We start from the raw sequence: 16,781 nt of genomic DNA, 5'->3' as shown, positions 1-16,781 counted from the left end.
TTATCTAGTAAAAACCAATTCTGTATCATTAGACATTTCTTCAGAAAAACGATATTTATCAACATTAAAACCTTTTAAATCTTCTATAGTTTTAACGTTGTTTTCTATTATGTAACGAACCATTAAACCACGAGCAATTTTAGCATATGTCATTATGGTTTTATATTGTCCGTTTTTAAAATCTTTAAAAACAGGTGTAATCATTGGTGTTTTTAAAATCTTTTTAGGCAAAGCTTTAAAATATTCTGCACTTGCTAAATTAATGAGTAATTCATCATCTCCTAATTCATCATTTAAAGATTTAGCCAAAGTATCATCCCAAAATTTATATAAATTATCATTTCTGCCAACTTTTAATTTTGTGCCCATTTCTAATCTGTAAGGCTGTATTAAATCTAAAGGTTTTAATAAACCATATAAACCCGATAAAATACGTAATCTATCTTGCAGTAAAGGCAATTTTTCTTCAGCTAAAGAGTTTACATCAATACCTTGAAAAACAGCACCAGTAAATGCATAAATTGCTTGTTTTGAGTTATCTGGATTAAATGGTGTTGTCCAATTTTGATTTCTATCATAATTTAATGCTGACAAATCTTTTGAAATTGACATTAAATCTGATAACTTGTTTTTAGAGAGCGTTTTAAGTTTTTTATTTAGTTTTATAGATTGCTCTAAAAAACGTGGTTGTGTATGTAAACTTGTTGGTACTTTACTTTCGAAATTTAAAGATTTTGCTGGAGATATAATGATTTTCATTTGTTATAATTTTCTAATGTAAAAATACTAAGGTTTCTAAAACTTCTCAAAGAAACACATCAATTTATATTGATAAAACTATTTAAAAAATTTATCAGATTTAATGGGTTTGCCTTTTTCTGACTCTAAAATCAAACTATTTCATTTATCTTAGGTCTAAAGAATAGTAATCAACCAAAAATAACTTGAGTAAAGACGCTGAGCTTGTAAAAAAGTTGAAGAATCCTGCACTAAAAGATAAAGCTTTTAGTGAGTTGCTTAACGTCTATCAAGAACGTTTGTATTGGCATATAAGAAAAATTGTGGGTACGCATGAAAATGCAGATGATGTGTTGCAGAACACCTTTATCAGAATTTATAAAAGTATTGCTAATTTTAAAGAAAAGAGTAGTTTACATACTTGGATGTATAGAATTGCGTATAATGAATCTATCCGTTTTTTAGATAAAAATAAAAAAAGAAGTTATCAAAATATAGAAACGGTTTCTGATACTAGTTTACAAGTTTTATTTGAAGATGAGTATTTTGATGGTGATGAAATTCAGAAAAAATTAAATACAATTATAGACGGATTTAAAGAGAAACAAAAACGTGTTTTTCAAATGAAATATTTTGATGATTTAAGTTTTAGGCAAATTTCTGAAGTTTTAGACGTTTCTGAAAGTACATTAAAATCGACCTATTATGCAGCCGTTAAAATTATTGAACAAAAAATATTTTTATAATTATAAACTAAATAAAATTAGAAAGGTCTAAGAATTATAATATGGAAAAGTCAACAGAAAATAATAAGAATCAAAACTTTTTAAAAGAAGGTTTAAAAGGTGATGTTTCTACACATCATAAAGAATATTTAGGCACAACTATTCCTAAAGATTATTTTGCACAATCTAAATTGTCAATTTTAGATAAAATTAAAGAGGAAGCTAGAGTAGAAGAGGATTCAAAAAAACAAAATGTTTTTTATCTACAACCACAGTTTAAATATATTGCAGCAGCAACTTTAGTTTTTATATTAAGTCTTACAGTTTGGCTACAAAATAGTAACAATTCAAATTTAGAAATTGAAACTAATTTTGAAGAATTTACTTTTTCTGATGACGTTTTAATCAACTCTTTACTAATAGAAGATTTAGAAATAGATGCTTTTGCAGAAGCTACATTATTTAATGAAGTTGTGGTAAAGGCAGAGCTTACTGAACAAAAAATTGATAACTTAATTTTAAATTCACTTATTGTAGAAGACTCATTATTAGATAATTATATAGATGATGAGTTGCTAGAAACCATTATTTTATAAAAAAAATAAAAAATTTTCAAACTATTTTAAAAATTGTAGTTCTAAGTAATTGAATCAAAATTAATTAAAAACAAAAATCATGAAGACCACAATTTCTAAAGAAAGCATTTTAAAATCTAGCATTTTATTTTTTACAATATCTGCTTTAATTTTATCAGCATTATTATTTACATCTTGTTCAGATACTACAAGTGTAGAAGTTACTGACGATGAAGAATTAATTGAACAAATAGAAAGTGCAGACAAAACAACAATAGTAGAAGCAAGTTTACCATCAGCAACATCATCAGCATTAAATGGAGATTTAGCAGATAGTTTTGTAGAAACTGTTCAATTGGCTACAGAATTAGGATATCAAGTTGCTTTAGTTTCTGATAATCTTTCTTATGAAGATACAAAAACAGATGTTTTCTTTTCTATACAAGGTCGTCAATTAAATAGCACAAGTTCTAAAAGAGGAAGAAGTAGAAGTAAATGTTTTGAGTTTGTTTATCCTATAGATTTAATAATGCCAGACGATTCTTCTATTACTTTAAATAGTGCAGACGATTGGAGTTTAAAGAAAGATTGGTATGCAGCAAACCCAGATGCTACAGAAAGACCAGAATTAGTTTATCCTGTAGATGTTACTTTAGAAGATGATACTGTGCAAACTTTATTAGATAGTGATGAGTTAGCAATTGTAAGATCTTCTTGTAAAAGTGGTAAAGACAAAAGAAAATGTTTTAAATTGGTATTGCCAGTAAGTTTTACAATGGAAGATGGAACAGTGATTGAAGTAACAGAAAGAGCAGATTATAAATTGATAAGAGAATGGAAAAAAGCAAATCCAGATTTTACTGTAAAACCAACTAAAATTTTTCCATTAGATATTGAATATAAAGATGGTACAATAGAAACTATTGCAGATGAAACAGCTTATGAAGCTGCTAAAGACAGTTGTTCAATTTAATTTGTAAATTTGTACTTTAGATTTTTTGCAGTGTAAAATAAAAAAATGAAATTAAAAAACATCATATTAACAGTTAGCTTTTTAGGTTTGATGCTATTTAATACAAGACTTTTTGCTCAAGATTCTAATTATAATTTGATTAAAAAAGAGCTTACCCAAAAGCAAATTGATTTGTTACAGAAAGAAAGAGAGGTTATGAAAACAAATCGCGAAGCTTTTAAAGCATCTTTAACCACAGAGCAATTGGCTATTTTAAAAGATAGAACCATTTCTAAAACTGAAATGAAACAACGTTTGGTAGCTACATTTTCTGCAGATCAAAAAAGTATGGTTCAGAGTCAACAGGTTCGTTTAAGAAAAACTAGAGAAAGTTTTAGTAAGACTTTAACTAGTGAGCAAAGGAAAATGCTTAAAGAACGAATTGACAAAATCAGAAACTCTAAAGATAGAGGAGAGTTGAAAAGTGGACCAAGGATAAATAACGAAAAAGATAAAAAAGTTAGAAATAAAGAAGATTAGCTTTTAACTATTTATGGTGTATCTATATAAAGGATTAAAAACAACTTTACAGGTTTTAGGGTTGCTATTGTTTTCAATGGCAACCTCTTTTTGTTCTTATGCACAAGATAAAAATTTGGATAATTTAGAAGATTTAGATGGTTTAATTGATGAACTTTTTTTTAATGATCAACAATTTTTAGACGAATTATTAGAGAGCGATTTTTCTTATAATTTTTTATATACATCCCTTTCTTACAACAGCAATACCTATTTTTCTGGTAGAGATTCTGGCACAGATCAGTATAATATAATTCCTCAAGTTTCTTATTATCATTCTTCTGGTTTTAATGCCAGTATTTCTGGTATTTATTATCAAAATTTTGCCCCAAGTTGGGATTTTACCAGCCTTTCAGTAGGTTATTTTAATACTTTAGGAGTTACAGAAAATATCACTTATAATCTGGGATACACCCGTTTTTTGTATTCTGATGATTATGATGTTTTTACAAATTCTTTGGATGTAAGTTTAGGCATCAGAAATATAAAACGCACTATAGGTAGTACATTAGCAGTTTCTTATATATTTGGTACAGACCAATCTTATCAAATAGTATCTAATACTTATGCCAACATCAACTTAAAAAGAAAACCAAATTTTGCTTTAAGGTTAAGACCAAACATTAGTTTTGTAATAGCAAATCAGAGTATTACTTTTGATGTTAGAAGACTAACAGCTTCAGGATATAAAACATATAAATATACCCAAAATGTGTTCGATTTATTAAATACTCAAATTTCATTTCCTGTGTCACTTTCTACCAATTCTTGGGATTTTGAGTTAGGTTACAATTTAAATTTACCAAATGCCCTTGCAAACGAACCTGATGTAAACATAACAAGTTTCTTTAACCTTTCTGTAGGTTATATGTTTGATTTAAATAAAAAATAGAGATTTACTTTTTTATTTAACCACTTAATCGTAATATTGCAATAAATAAATATATTAATATGGGTTTAACTAAATCAGAAATATTTACAGACGAGCAAAATGAAATTGCAGCTATTGCAAAGGTATTAGGTCACCCAGCAAGAATTGCAATTTTAGATTATATCATCAAATTAAAATCTTGTGTTTGTGGAGATTTAGTAAAAGAAATTGGTTTAGCGCAACCCACTATTTCTCAGCATTTAAAAGAATTAAAAAAAGTAGGAATTTTAAAAGGAACTATAGAAGGTACCAGTGTTTGTTATTGTATAGATGATGAAAATTGGAAAGAAATAAATAATAAATTGAGTAAATTTTTAAGTAAAAATCCTACTGAAAGTTGTTGTTAAAAATTTTAAAAAGACAAAATATGAAGTTATCAGAAATTAAAAACCACCTAAATAAATTAGAAACTATTGGTTTTCAATTACCAAATGGAGAGTTAGTTCCTGCACATTTTCACGTAACAGAAGTAGGTAGAATAACAAGAGATTTTATAGATTGTGGAGGTAAAGTAAGAAGCGAAACTGTTATCAATTTTCAACTTTGGGAAGAAAATGATTACGATCACAGATTGCATCCAGAGAAATTAGTTAAAATTATAGAATTGTCTGAACGTATTTTTAATTTTGATGATTTAGAAATTGAAGTAGAATATCAAGGTAAAGAAACAATTGGTAAATACAATTTAGATTTTGATGGTAAAAACTTTTTATTAACCTCAAAAATTACTGCTTGTTTGGCATTAGATGCCTGTGGAATTCCAGAAGCAAAACCAAAAGTAAAAATAGCAGAAGTAGAGAGTTCTTGCTGTAACCCAAGTTCTGGTTGTTGTTAAAAAGAAAGTAAATTCTAATTTAATTTAGCGTAGAAAAAATAAAAAAAGCTTCAAGAAATTGAAGCTTTTTAAGTCAAGAATAATAAATTTTACATCGAATAGAAAAATTGCTCAGTTGCAATTTTGCCATCTTCTACACTAAAAACGCAAACTTCTTCCATTTGTTGCCTTCCTCTACTTTTAAATGTTACATCAAAAGCCATTTTACTAGAAAAATGTTTACCAGCAATTAAAGGTTCAGAAATTTCATTACTATGAAATTCAATAACATCATCTAACCATTGTTTACTTTTTTCTAGAACTTCTGTTTTACCTGTAAGCACTTCTCCATAAGGTACTCCTGGCATTTCTTTACTAACAATATTATCTGCATAAAGTTCTTCTATGCATTCAATATTTTTACCTTCAAGGCACATTTGTTTCCATTTTGTAGCTACTTCTAATGTATTCATAATTTTAAGTTTTTAGTAATTGCTTAAAGTTATAAAAAATTGAAATACAAAATATTAAATAATTGTTAGTTTTATTGATTTAAAAAAAATCACAATTTTTAAGAACACAAGTTTATTAAGAGACTGCTTCTTTATAAATTTTTAGACAACGTTCTCTAGCAGCTTTATGTTCTACAATTACTTTGGCGTAGGTTAATTCTTCAAATTCTGGCACCCATTTTTTTATATATTGTAAATCTTTGTCAAACTTTTTAATTTGAGTTGTAGGATTAAATATTCTAAAATATGGTGATGCATCTACTCCAGAACCAGCCACCCATTGCCAATTACCAACATTGCTTGCCATTTCATAATCGTGTAATTTTTCTGCAAAATAAGCTTCACCCCATTTCCAATCAATTAGTAAATGTTTGCACAAAAAACTACCCACTAACATACGCACTCTATTGTGCATAAAACCAGTTTGGTTTAGTTCACGCATACCAGCATCAACTAAAGGATAACCAGTTTGTCCTTTACACCAAGCATTAAATTCGGCTTCGTTATTTCTCCAAACAATTCTATCGTATTTGGGTTTAAAACTAGCGTTTACAGTATGTGGAAAATGCCATAGAATTTGCATAAAAAATTCTCGCCAAATTAATTCTTTTAAAAAAGTAATATTATTACTTTTTTGAGCCTTTTCTACCATTTTTCTGATACTAACAGTACCAAATCGTAAATGTGTACCTAATTTTGATGTTGCATCTTTTGCTGGAAAATTTCTAGTTTCTTCATAATCATCAATTAATTTTGAAGAAACTTTATAAGAAGCAACTTTTATTTTAGATTTTGTAAAACCAATATCAGATAAACTTAAAAAAGTATTATTTTCTTTTTTGATAAAATTACCTAAATTTTCTTCTGATGGATAAAATTGAAGTCCTTTAAATTGAAAAGCTTCTAACCATTTTTTTGAGTAAGGTGTGTAAACTTTATAAGCTGTTCCATCTTGCTTTACAATTTCATTTCTTTCAAAAATTACTTGATCTTTATAAGTTTTAAAATCAATTTCTTTTGATGCTAAAAAATCTTTAATTTCTAAATCTCTAGTTTTAGCATAAGGTTCATAATCGTGGTTTGTAAAAACAGTATCAAGATTATATTTTTCTGATAATTTTTGATAAATGTCTTTCGGTTTTCCGTGAAAAACAGCCAAAGAACTTCCAACTTTTTTTAATTGATTATTTATGCTCTCTAACTCTTGATGAATAAAAGTAACACGAGCATCATCTTTTGGTAATTTTGATAAAATATCATCATCAAAAATAAAAATAGGTAAAACGTTTTCACTTGATTTTAATGCGTGATATAATCCGCAGTTATCATTTAAACGTAAATCTCTTCTAAACCAAAAAATGTTAATTGCTGATTTCATTTATTTATATTCCCCAAAAAGTTCATGTAATTTTTTTTGTCTGTAAGCAAATATTTCCTCCAATTTTGGTTTTACCAAAAAAGGATGTACTATTTGGCCTAAAATACCCATAGGTATTTTGTAATCTATAATATCTTCCATTTCTACACCACCATCAATTTTTTTTATAAAATGTTTGTGATGCCATAAAGCATAAGGTCCAAAACGCTGTTCATCAACAAAATATTCTAATTCTTTAACGTGTGTAATTTCGGTAACCCATTTTGTTTTAATACCAAGAATTGGAGTAACAATATATTGAATAATTTGCCCTGGATACATAGGTTTATCTATATCAGAAATAATATCAAAACTCATGTAATCTGGTGTAATTGTTTTTAGATTTTTTGGGCTAGATAAAAATTCCCAAGCTTTTTCTAAAGAAATTGGTAAATTTTGTTTCTTATGTAAAGTGTAGATTTTCAAGGTTGTTTATTTTAAAATGGGTTTGGTATTATTTGATTCTTTATTTTTTATTAAATCGTTAATTCCGTCCCAAAGTTCAATTCTTTTTAACAATGCTTTTCTTGCTACGATATTTGCATTTTTCCATTTTTCATCATCATTACCACAAAGTTCTGCAACCATTTTTAGAGAAAGTGGCCCATGTTCATCTCCATCAAGTTCTATATGTCTTTTTAAATAATACTTTAATTTGTAGTATAATTTATTATCTGCATCAGCATTTTGTAGAATTTCTATAAACATATCTGGTATAATATCTTCTCTACCAAAAGTAAAAGCTGCTGCTATTAAATGTGGTTCTTTAGTATTAATAATAGAAAATGTAAATTTTAAAAAATCTACAACTTTTTGGTTTAACTGTGTTTCACTAAAAGCATAATTTAATTCATTACCTTCAGAAATTAAGTCTATAAATGTATCTATCTTATTAGTTTTTGCACCAATTTGATACATGGCATCCATATACATTTCAAAATGACTTTTAGGTATGCCAATTTCATTTACATCACTTTCTTCTTCGCGAACAATTTCGTTTATAAATCTTGATAATGTTGGGTTTTTTGGTGGTGTCCAAGGAATATTTACATTTGTTAAATGATTTTGTAAACTTTTTAAAAGCGACATAAAATCCCAAACAGCAAATACGTGGTTTTCCATAAAAATCTTAATATCATCTAAAGAATTTAAGTTTTTATAGAGTTTATGTTCCTTTAGCTTTGTTCTTAAATCAGCTATGTTTTTCTCAATATTTTGTGTGCTATTCATATTACTTTTTGTCATTTAATTATGAACTAAAATGTAAAGATTTAAAGAAGTGGCAATGCACAACCAGACCATATAAGGTAAAAGTAAATATTTATAATTATTTACTTTGGTGCTTAATTTAAAAAAATAAATAAATAAGAGAGACGTTAATAGTGCAATGGTAATTAAGCCAATTAATACTAAATGTTTATTAAAGAAAATATAGTTCCAACTTACATTTAAAATAAATTGAAAAAGAAATATAATTTTCATTTTTAAAGAATTTTCTTTAGTAAATAGCTTGGCTAAATAAATAGAAAAACAAATCATAATTAAAGTCCAAGCTACACCAAAAACCCAACCTGGAGGTGTCCAAGGAGCTTGATTTAAATTAACGTACCAATCTGAAGTTGGCCCATTATTCATTAACAAACTACCAATGGCTAAACCACCAAAATTAATTACTAAAAATAAAAAAGTAAGTTTTAATTGTTTCATATTTATTATGCTTGTATAGATTCTATTTTCTTTAAAAGAGTATCTGCTTCTAAATATTTTTGATCGCTATCACTTCTATTTATAGATTGTAATTTATAAGCTTCTTCCATCAATTTTTTATATTTCTCTTGAAGCTTTTCTATTTCTGATTTCTTTTTAAATAATCCAAACATTCTATCTATTTTAAATGTTTTGTAATTTTAGAACTTAATGGTTTTGTAATTGAAAAATAATAATCAATTAAATTACCTTCTGGAGAAACTAAGTATTTTTGAAAGTTCCATTTTACAGAAGAACTTTTTTTATCGTTAAATTTTTTTTTAGTTAGCCAAGAATATAAAGGATGTTGGTTAATTCCTTTTACATCAATTTTTTCAGTAATTAAAAAAGATACGCCATAATTTACTTGGCAGAATTCTTGAATTTCTTCTGATGATCCTGGTTCTTGACTTCCAAATTGATTACAAGGAACACCAATTACAACTAACTTGTCTTTATAGGTTTGATGTAGTTTTTCTAATTCTTTATATTGAGGTGTAAAACCGCATTTAGAAGCCACATTTATAAATAAAATGTATTTCCCTTTAAAGTTTGATAATTGTATAGGGTTATTCTGGAGACTATTAATCTCTATATTATAAATATCAGTCATAAATGTAATGTTGTTATATTTTAAAACTTACAATACCACAGTCTAACTCAAAAATTTGACCAGATATAGATTTTGCTTTATCAGAAATTAAAAAAGTAGCAAGATCTGCAACTTCATTTGGAGCCAAGATTTTTTTAAGAGGATGACGTTCTTTAATGCTGTCTATTAAACGTTCGTTACGTAATAATTTAGCTGCTAAGTCAGTATCTGTTACAGTGGGTGCAATTGCGTTTACACGAATCGTTGGTGCAAATTCTGCACCTAAAGATTTTGTAAGACCTTCTACAGCAGATTTTGCTGCAGCAACACTTGCATGAAAAGGCATCCCTAATTTTGCAGCAACAGTACTAAATAATACTATTGAAGGATTGCTTCCTTTTTTTAATGAAGGTAAATAATGTTGAATTGCCTTTACAGCACCAATAACATTAATTTCAAAATCGCTTCTGAAATCTTCTAATTCAAGTCTAGAAATTGGCTTTAAATTGATACTACCAGGACAATAGATTAACGAATCTATTTCATCTATATTTGGTAAATCATCTGTAAGAATATCACACGAATGGTGTGTTAAATTACTGTGAGGCTGCAAAGGCGCAGTTCTACTAATGTTAATAATTTTGTTTTTATTAACCAAAGCATTGATAATTGCATTACCAATTCCTTTGCTTCCTCCAATAATTAAAATTTTATTCATTTGCTTTAAGGTCTTCCTTTCAAGCGCTTTTCAATTTTTTGTTTAACTGCAGTTAAGCGCTTCATTTGATCCATAATTTCTGGATCTTTTTCTAATTTATAAACTTCGTTAAGCTCTAATATTAAAGCTTTTACCTCTCTAGAGGCTAAAATACGATCACTTGTTGTTTTAAATGAGAATTTTCTATTCTCAAATTCTACAGCTCTTTCTAATAAATTCATTCTTTCGTTTCTCTCTTTTAACTAATTTGGCAATATAATTATAAAAGTTAGAACTGCAAGAAAAATCTGAAAAATATTATGCTGCTGTTAGTGGTTTCCCTTTTAAACGCTTTTCAATTCTTTGTTTTATGGCCGTTAATCGTTTCATAATGTCCATTATATTTTTGTCTTTACTTTTTTTATAAACTTCGTTTAAGCTTAAAATTAAAGATTTTGCTTCTCTTGCTGCTAAGATTCTGTCGCTTGTAGTTGGAAATCTCATTTTTCTTTTTTCGAATTCTAATGCCTTGTCAATAAGTTCCATAACTTAATATTTTAATGTATTTTGTAATTCAAGAATTTTATCTTGGTTGTTAAATTTACCACCAAAGTAAGAAGTTACTGTGGATGAAGTATCGTCTTTAATTCCTCTAGATGATACACATAGATGTTTTGCGTCTATTATAACTGCAACATCTTCTGTTTCTAATATGTTTTTTAATTCTTCAGCAATTTGATTTGTTAAACGTTCTTGTACTTGTGGTCTTTTTGCATAATACTGTACAATTCTATTTAATTTTGATAAACCAATAACTTTACCTGATGAGATATAGGCTACGTGTGCTTTACCAATAATGGGCACAAAATGATGCTCGCAATTAGAATAAAACGTAATGTTTTTTTCTACCAACATTTGGTTATATTGATATTTATTATCAAACAATGCCACTTTTGGTTTGTTGGCAGGATTTAATCCTGAAAAAATTTCATCTATATACATTTTGGCAACTCTTTTAGGAGTGCCTTGTAAAGAATCATCAGTTAAATCAAGACCCATTACATCCATAATTTCAGAAAATAAACCTTCAATTTTTTCTTTCTTTTCATCATCAGAAAGTAAGAATGCACCTCTTTTCATTGGGGTTTCTAAACCAGTGTATAAATGGTCATCTCCAATTTCTTCGAATGAAAATCCATTTAATTTTTGGTCTGTTTGTTTTTCTTTTAATACTACTTCTGTAATCATTATTTGTCTTTTTAATGTGCTGTCTTTAAGTACTCTAATCTTAAAAGCAAAGCACTGTTTTTATCTTTTTGCTATAGAGTTATTAGATATTGATTTTTGTCTAGAACATTTAAATCTGCCTTTTGCGAATGTTCTTAATTTTTGGTGTTTTGTTCTTCTTCCTTGCACTCTTTTCCTCCACATTCTAAAACTAGAAGGTTTCATTTCTTTTCGCATTAAATTAATAACTTCTTGTTCTTTTAATCCGAATTGAAACTGTATGGCCTCAAAAGTTGTTCTGTCTTCCCAAGCCATTTCTATAATTCTATCAATTGCTATTCCATCTAACTTCATTCTCTATAGAATTAATTTATAACATCATAGAATTCGTACTCTTTGTCGTTTTCTATTTTTAGGTTAATTATTTTGTCGAGAAACTTCTTGTTTTCTTTCAATAATTTATTGTTTTTAAAACGAACAAAATTACCTTGAGCGTGAATGCTAAAACCAGAAGTTTTATAAGTGTGTAATTGATAAAAGGGAATTGCCCAGCTAAAATTTTGCAAACCTTTATTAATGTGTAATAAAATTCCTTTTTCTCTTAGCTCAATATTTCCATAATTAATATCAGAAACTGAATTCATATATTTAAAGAAACTAGGACTTACTTCTTCTATTATCATTCTTTTAGAACCAGTTCCTTTCATTTTTATAGATTGTAAAAATGAAAAAGGTTTGCCTAATAAATTATTAAACATTGATACTGCTTCTTTGTTTGTATTTGTTGTATTGTAAATCATTAACACATCAAATATAGTAATGTTTAACGAAATATAAAAATAGTTAAACAAAAATTAACAAAGCATTATAATTTGTTCAAAAACTATAGTTTAGTTGCTGTTTAACATCCTTTTTCTATCTGATAATGTGTGTTTTTTTAGAATTCTAAAATTTTCTGATAAAACTTCAGGATTTGTTCGCATTCCAAAAAGAATATCACTTGCTTTTTTTCTTGCAGTTTTTCCATCAACAATAGGAAAAGGATAATTTTCGCCTAATTTAAAACTATTGAATTGCTCATCCATAGGAGTCATTAAATAGGGTTCGTGAATAAAAGCCAAAGGTAAATTTGCTAATTCTGGCACCCATTTTTTAATGAATGTTGCATCAGCATCATGTTCTAAACTATTTTTAATCGGATTATAAATTCTGATATTATTAATGCCAGTTTCTGCGGCTTGCATTTGCAATTGAGGAAAATGAATACCAGGTTCAAAATCTAAAAATTGTTGCGATAAATGATGTGTAGCAGCTTGCCAAGGTTGCCATAAAATATGCGTAAAAAAGGAAACTAACATAGAACGCATTCTAAAATTTAAATAACCAGTTTCTACTAAACAACGCATGCTAGCATCTACTAAAGGAAAACCAGTTTGGCCTTCTCTCCAAGCTTTTTGGTAGGCTTCAGAAAGGTTTTTCTTTAATTTATGATAGCCTTTATTTACACTAGCTTCTTCCATGGTATGTTCCATTTCAAATTTTTGAATAAAATGCGCTTGCCATCTTAATCTAGAAATAAATGCGCCTAAGTGTTTTTTATTTTCATCGGTAATGTATTCTTGTGTTTTTTGATAAATCTGACGAATGGAAACATTTCCCCAAGCAATATAAGGCGATAATCTGCTCGAACTTTCTCTAGACAATGCTGGTTTAGAAATATGATACATGTAGTTTTTGTGCCTTTCTTTAAAAAAACCATTGGCATATCTCCAAGCCATTTTTGTGCCTCCTTTTTGAAAGTAAGGATGTTTTTCTGTTTCTAAATCTGTGGTAATAAATCTTTTTTCTAATGCTAGAATTTCATCAATATTGATAAAATCATCGTTCTTAAAATTAGTTTTAAATGGATTAGCACCCATATAATCATCCCATTTTTCGAACCAATCTTCTCTGTTTAACAATCCTCTTAAAACACCATTATTATTGTTTTCTTTCCAGTTAATATTATTGTTTCTACAATATCTTTTAAAATCTTTATCGCGATTATAGGTAATTAATAAGCCTGTTTCTTGATGCGAAAAAACAGTACCAATTTTAAAATAGGTTTGCAGTTGATTAAATACATTGATAACTTCTGAATTTACAGAGAGAATTTTGGTGTTATAATTTTCTAAATCTTGATTAAGATCTTGAATCGATTGTTTTATAAAATTCCAGTGGCGTTGGCTATAATGTGCATCGTTTATCAAAGAGTTTTCAAAAACATACAAAAATAAAACTCTTTTGTTTGTTTGTAAAGCATTGTAAATAGCTTCATTATCTTGCAAACGTAGATCTCTCTTTAACCAAACAATATTTATTTCTTCTCTATTGCTCATTGTCTAATTGTTTAAAAAATTGTTCGGCATTTTTAAAATGAGATTCTTTTTTATCTTGTGCCATTTTGTCAAAAGTTCTAATTAACATCCCTAATCTTGGGTTGCTTAAAAAGAAATCTCTGTGTTTGTCCATAAATGTCCAAAACAAACCATCCCATGTTTTTTGCCAATTCCCTTTTTTGTAATTACTCATTTTCATTACATAATTGCTGCTACTTATGTATGGTTTTGTACTCATTAAACCACCATCAGCAAACAGACTCATTCCATACACATTAGGCACCATAACCCAATCATAAGCATCTATAAAAAGTTCCATAAACCATTGGTAAACTTCATCTGGATCAAATTCGCACAACACCATAAAGTTGCCTAAAATCATTAATCGTTCTATATGATGTGCATACGCAGTTTTATTCACTTTTTTAATAACATCGTCAATAGGTTCTATGCCAGTAGTTCCGTTGTAAAAAGATTTAGGAATTTTTCTAGAGAATTTCCAGAAATTTTTGGTGCGTTCTTCAGAACCTTTGGCTTCATAAACACCTCTTATAAATTCTCGCCAACCTAAAATTTGACGTACAAAACCTTCTGTAGAATTGATAGGAACATCATTTTTAGTTGCAAAATCAATAGCTTTTTCAATAACATCTTTTGGGTGTAACAAACCCACATTAATTAAAGGAGATAACAAACTATGATTTAAAAAATGTGCTTCTTTTACAATCGCATCTTCATAAGTACCAAATTCGTGAAAACGGATTTCAAAAAATTGATGTAACCATTGTTCTGAGGTTTTAAAATCTATAGGATAAACGACAAAATCATTTAATTTCCCATAGTTTTCTTTATAGTTTTTGAGTACATATTCTTTAGCTTCTTTTTGATATTCAGATTCTTCTGGGAAATTTATATGTGGTGCAATTTTATTTTTAGGATATTTTTTTCTGTTTTCATCATCAAACGTCCATTTACCACCTGACGGATTTTTTCCGTCCATTAAAATATCTCTTTCTTTTCTTTCGGATTTGTAAAATGAAGTCTGAAAATATTTCTTTTTAGTGGATTTAAAAAAACTAGATAATTCTTCTTTTGTGTTGATAAATAAAGGATTGTTGTACCAAATAATTTCTAAATTTCCTTTTTTTTGATGGATATGTTTTTGCAACCAATTGTCTGTAGGATCTATCAAATGGATTTTAGTAATCCCTTCTTTTTCTAAATTTGGTAGTATATTTCTTACGTCATTTAAATTATTAATTGCATTTATATATCGTACATTTTTGCCCAATTGAATTAAATAATTTTCATAAGCTTTCATTGTAGCTCTATGAAAACTTATTTTTTGTTGATGAAATTTATATTGATTAAAAAACAAATATTCTTCAATCAAAATAATGTCGTCAACTTTATTTAAAACCTCAGTATTTTTAAACAACTGATGTGGAAAAATGATATGTATTTCTTTTATATCCATTTAAAACAAAGTTTTTTCTAACCATAAATTTCTAAATTTATAGTTGGTATCATAACGTTCTGCTTGCAATTGAGTGTTGAATTTTCTGTCTCTAGGATCATTCCCAACTCCTGCCACATACATCCAATTTCCGTAATTGCTGTGTACATCGTAATCTAATAACATCGACTCAAAATAAGCAGCTCCAATTCGCCAATCTTGTAGTAATTCTTTTGCAAAATACGAAGCCACATTTTGTCTGCCTCTGTTGCTCATCCAGCCTGTTTGTTGCAATTCTATCATATTTGCATTTACAAAATCGTCTTTGGTTTCTCCATTAATCCAATTTTGTATGATATTTTTATCAGTATTCCAATGATAATTTCTGTTTAAAATTCCACCAATTTTAAAGATTTTAGCATTATATTTTAAAGAAATAAATTTGAAATAATCTCTCCAAATCAACTCAAAAATTACCCAATACGTAGATTGATTTTTACCAAATTCTGCTTCGTAATTTTTAACTTGATGATAAATTATTTTGGCTGATAAACTACCATTTGCCAACCAAGGAGAAAATTTTGTAGAATAATCTGTACCTACTAAACCATTTCTTGTTTTTTTATAAAAACTAACTTTGTTACTTTGAAAAAGATAATAATTTAATCTTTTTAAAGCTGCAGTTTCTCCACCTAAAAAAGGAAAAGCAGTTTTAGGATGCATTTCAAAATCCGAAAAACCTAAATCTTTTAAAGTTGGAATTTTAGTTGTATTGTTAAATATATTTGTTTCAGGAAGTTTGGGGAAAGTTGCAATTTCTTTAATGCGAACATACTTTTCTAATTTTTTTCTAAACTGCGTAAAAACATCAGGAATATTACTAAAATTGTTAGAAACGGTGTCTGGATGATATAAAAACTGATCAAAATCTTCAATAAATTTCACATCACTTTTTAAACTATTTTTGATGTTAGTAGTGGTGTCAACTTCTTCTTTAGTCCATTCTTTTTGTGTGTAAATAGTATCCACAGAAAATTCATCACACAAAGAATAAATTTTATTTTCTGGAGCATCAAAATAGGTGAGAAGTGTAATATTTAACTTGGCTAAATTTTCTTTTAAATTGCTGATGGTATCAATTAAAAATTGGGCTCTAAATTTTGCAGTTTTTTGAAAACCAAATTCATCCACAGTAAAATATTTTGGATCAAAAAAATAGACAGCAATTACTTTTTTATGATGATCGATTGCTTTTTTTAATGAGATATTGTCTGTTGTTCGTAAGTTATTACGAAACCATATTAAGCCAGTTGTGTTTTGTTTCTCCTGCATTTTTCGCTGCAATATTTAACGTTTTCCCAATTCTTTTCCCACTTTTTTCGCCAGTTAAAAGGTCTGTTACAGACTGGGCAATTTTTAGAAGGAAGATTTTCTTTTTTCAA

Annotated in this window: 25 protein-coding genes; 7 read left to right on the top strand and 18 right to left on the bottom strand. The window is 27.8% G+C overall.

Features of this window, described 5'->3' with window-relative positions:
* A complete protein-coding gene (yaaA, locus tag ACJJVK_RS00930; RefSeq protein ID WP_405562320.1) occupies positions 1-759 on the bottom strand; it encodes a peroxide stress protein YaaA in 759 nt (252 codons plus the stop codon).
* Between the two features lie 215 nt (positions 760-974).
* On the opposite strand from yaaA, the gene ACJJVK_RS00925 reads away from it, so the two are divergent.
* The 7 genes from ACJJVK_RS00925 to ACJJVK_RS00895 all read left to right on the top strand — a co-directional run bounded on the left by ACJJVK_RS00925 (position 975) and on the right by ACJJVK_RS00895 (position 5,335).
* The gene (locus ACJJVK_RS00925; RefSeq protein ID WP_252726890.1) at positions 975-1,484 is read left to right on the top strand and encodes an RNA polymerase sigma factor; all 510 of its coding nucleotides are present in this window, start codon (positions 975-977) and stop codon (positions 1,482-1,484) included.
* A 41-nt stretch (positions 1,485-1,525) separates the two neighbouring features.
* A complete protein-coding gene (locus ACJJVK_RS00920; protein WP_405562318.1) occupies positions 1,526-2,059 on the top strand; it encodes a hypothetical protein in 534 nt (177 codons plus the stop codon).
* 79 nt (positions 2,060-2,138) lie between these two features.
* Positions 2,139-3,011 carry a hypothetical protein gene (locus ACJJVK_RS00915; protein WP_405562317.1) on the top strand — a complete coding sequence of 291 codons (873 nt, stop codon included), beginning with the start codon at positions 2,139-2,141 and terminating at the stop codon, positions 3,009-3,011.
* Between the two features lie 45 nt (positions 3,012-3,056).
* Entirely contained in the window at positions 3,057-3,530 is a 474-nt protein-coding gene (locus tag ACJJVK_RS00910) for a hypothetical protein (RefSeq protein ID WP_405562316.1), read from the top strand.
* Positions 3,531-3,543: 13 nt separating this feature from the next.
* Positions 3,544-4,461 (top strand): hypothetical protein, encoded by a 918-nt coding sequence (locus ACJJVK_RS00905; RefSeq protein WP_405562315.1) that lies wholly within the window; start codon positions 3,544-3,546, stop codon positions 4,459-4,461.
* Between the two features lie 59 nt (positions 4,462-4,520).
* Positions 4,521-4,847 carry a helix-turn-helix transcriptional regulator gene (locus ACJJVK_RS00900; protein WP_068358662.1) on the top strand — a complete coding sequence of 109 codons (327 nt, stop codon included), beginning with the start codon at positions 4,521-4,523 and terminating at the stop codon, positions 4,845-4,847.
* A gap of 20 nt (positions 4,848-4,867) precedes the next feature.
* Positions 4,868-5,335: a DUF6428 family protein gene (locus tag ACJJVK_RS00895; protein WP_405562314.1), complete on the top strand. Its 468-nt coding sequence runs from the start codon at positions 4,868-4,870 to the stop codon at positions 5,333-5,335.
* Positions 5,336-5,424: 89 nt separating this feature from the next.
* On the opposite strand, the gene ACJJVK_RS00890 is transcribed toward ACJJVK_RS00895, so the two are convergent.
* The 17 genes from ACJJVK_RS00890 to ACJJVK_RS00810 form a co-directional block, all read right to left on the bottom strand.
* Positions 5,425-5,787, bottom strand: a complete 363-nt coding sequence (locus ACJJVK_RS00890) for a nuclear transport factor 2 family protein (protein WP_215995824.1) — start codon at positions 5,785-5,787, stop codon at positions 5,425-5,427.
* Between the two features lie 115 nt (positions 5,788-5,902).
* Positions 5,903-7,204, bottom strand: a complete 1,302-nt coding sequence (locus ACJJVK_RS00885) for a cryptochrome/photolyase family protein (protein WP_405562312.1) — start codon at positions 7,202-7,204, stop codon at positions 5,903-5,905.
* Positions 7,205-7,669: a cell division inhibitor gene (locus ACJJVK_RS00880; protein WP_405562310.1), complete on the bottom strand. Its 465-nt coding sequence runs from the start codon at positions 7,667-7,669 to the stop codon at positions 7,205-7,207.
* A gap of 6 nt (positions 7,670-7,675) precedes the next feature.
* Positions 7,676-8,473 carry a DUF3050 domain-containing protein gene (locus tag ACJJVK_RS00875; RefSeq protein WP_405562308.1) on the bottom strand — a complete coding sequence of 266 codons (798 nt, stop codon included), beginning with the start codon at positions 8,471-8,473 and terminating at the stop codon, positions 7,676-7,678.
* Between the two features lie 15 nt (positions 8,474-8,488).
* Positions 8,489-8,950 (bottom strand): TspO/MBR family protein, encoded by a 462-nt coding sequence (locus ACJJVK_RS00870; RefSeq protein WP_405562307.1) that lies wholly within the window; start codon positions 8,948-8,950, stop codon positions 8,489-8,491.
* A 5-nt stretch (positions 8,951-8,955) separates the two neighbouring features.
* A complete protein-coding gene (locus ACJJVK_RS00865; protein ID WP_405562306.1) occupies positions 8,956-9,123 on the bottom strand; it encodes a Lacal_2735 family protein in 168 nt (55 codons plus the stop codon).
* Between the two features lie 5 nt (positions 9,124-9,128).
* Complete coding sequence (locus tag ACJJVK_RS00860) at positions 9,129-9,602, bottom strand: glutathione peroxidase (RefSeq protein WP_405562305.1); 474 nt, start codon at positions 9,600-9,602, stop codon at positions 9,129-9,131.
* Positions 9,603-9,615: 13 nt separating this feature from the next.
* Positions 9,616-10,299: an SDR family NAD(P)-dependent oxidoreductase gene (locus ACJJVK_RS00855; protein ID WP_405562304.1), complete on the bottom strand. Its 684-nt coding sequence runs from the start codon at positions 10,297-10,299 to the stop codon at positions 9,616-9,618.
* A 5-nt stretch (positions 10,300-10,304) separates the two neighbouring features.
* On the bottom strand, positions 10,305-10,520 hold the full coding sequence (locus ACJJVK_RS00850) for a hypothetical protein (protein WP_109404891.1): 216 nt from the start codon (positions 10,518-10,520) through the stop codon (positions 10,305-10,307).
* A 76-nt stretch (positions 10,521-10,596) separates the two neighbouring features.
* Entirely contained in the window at positions 10,597-10,824 is a 228-nt protein-coding gene (locus tag ACJJVK_RS00845) for a hypothetical protein (RefSeq protein ID WP_215995833.1), read from the bottom strand.
* Between the two features lie 3 nt (positions 10,825-10,827).
* Positions 10,828-11,526, bottom strand: coding sequence for a GTP cyclohydrolase I FolE (gene folE / locus ACJJVK_RS00840; protein WP_215995834.1), 699 nt, complete (start codon positions 11,524-11,526; stop codon positions 10,828-10,830).
* Between the two features lie 60 nt (positions 11,527-11,586).
* Positions 11,587-11,859: a TIGR03643 family protein gene (locus tag ACJJVK_RS00835; RefSeq protein WP_215995835.1), complete on the bottom strand. Its 273-nt coding sequence runs from the start codon at positions 11,857-11,859 to the stop codon at positions 11,587-11,589.
* Positions 11,860-11,870: 11 nt separating this feature from the next.
* On the bottom strand, positions 11,871-12,305 hold the full coding sequence (locus tag ACJJVK_RS00830; RefSeq protein ID WP_405562303.1) for a hypothetical protein: 435 nt from the start codon (positions 12,303-12,305) through the stop codon (positions 11,871-11,873).
* Positions 12,306-12,395: 90 nt separating this feature from the next.
* On the bottom strand, positions 12,396-13,883 hold the full coding sequence (locus ACJJVK_RS00825) for a deoxyribodipyrimidine photo-lyase/cryptochrome family protein (RefSeq protein WP_405562302.1): 1,488 nt from the start codon (positions 13,881-13,883) through the stop codon (positions 12,396-12,398).
* Positions 13,873-15,360 (bottom strand): cryptochrome/photolyase family protein, encoded by a 1,488-nt coding sequence (locus tag ACJJVK_RS00820; protein WP_405562300.1) that lies wholly within the window; start codon positions 15,358-15,360, stop codon positions 13,873-13,875. The genes ACJJVK_RS00825 and ACJJVK_RS00820 overlap by 11 nt, the downstream gene beginning before the upstream one ends.
* Entirely contained in the window at positions 15,361-16,671 is a 1,311-nt protein-coding gene (locus tag ACJJVK_RS00815) for a DASH family cryptochrome (protein ID WP_405562299.1), read from the bottom strand.
* A complete protein-coding gene (locus tag ACJJVK_RS00810) occupies positions 16,641-16,781 on the bottom strand; it encodes a DUF2256 domain-containing protein (protein ID WP_215995839.1) in 141 nt (46 codons plus the stop codon). The genes ACJJVK_RS00815 and ACJJVK_RS00810 overlap by 31 nt, the downstream gene beginning before the upstream one ends.

It is taken from the genome of Polaribacter sp. Asnod6-C07 (assembly GCF_045063625.1).
Lineage (GTDB): Bacteria > Bacteroidota > Bacteroidia > Flavobacteriales > Flavobacteriaceae > Polaribacter > Polaribacter vadi_A.
Note: the sequence above shows the minus strand (reverse complement) of the source record. Positions and strands in the feature narration are given on the sequence as shown.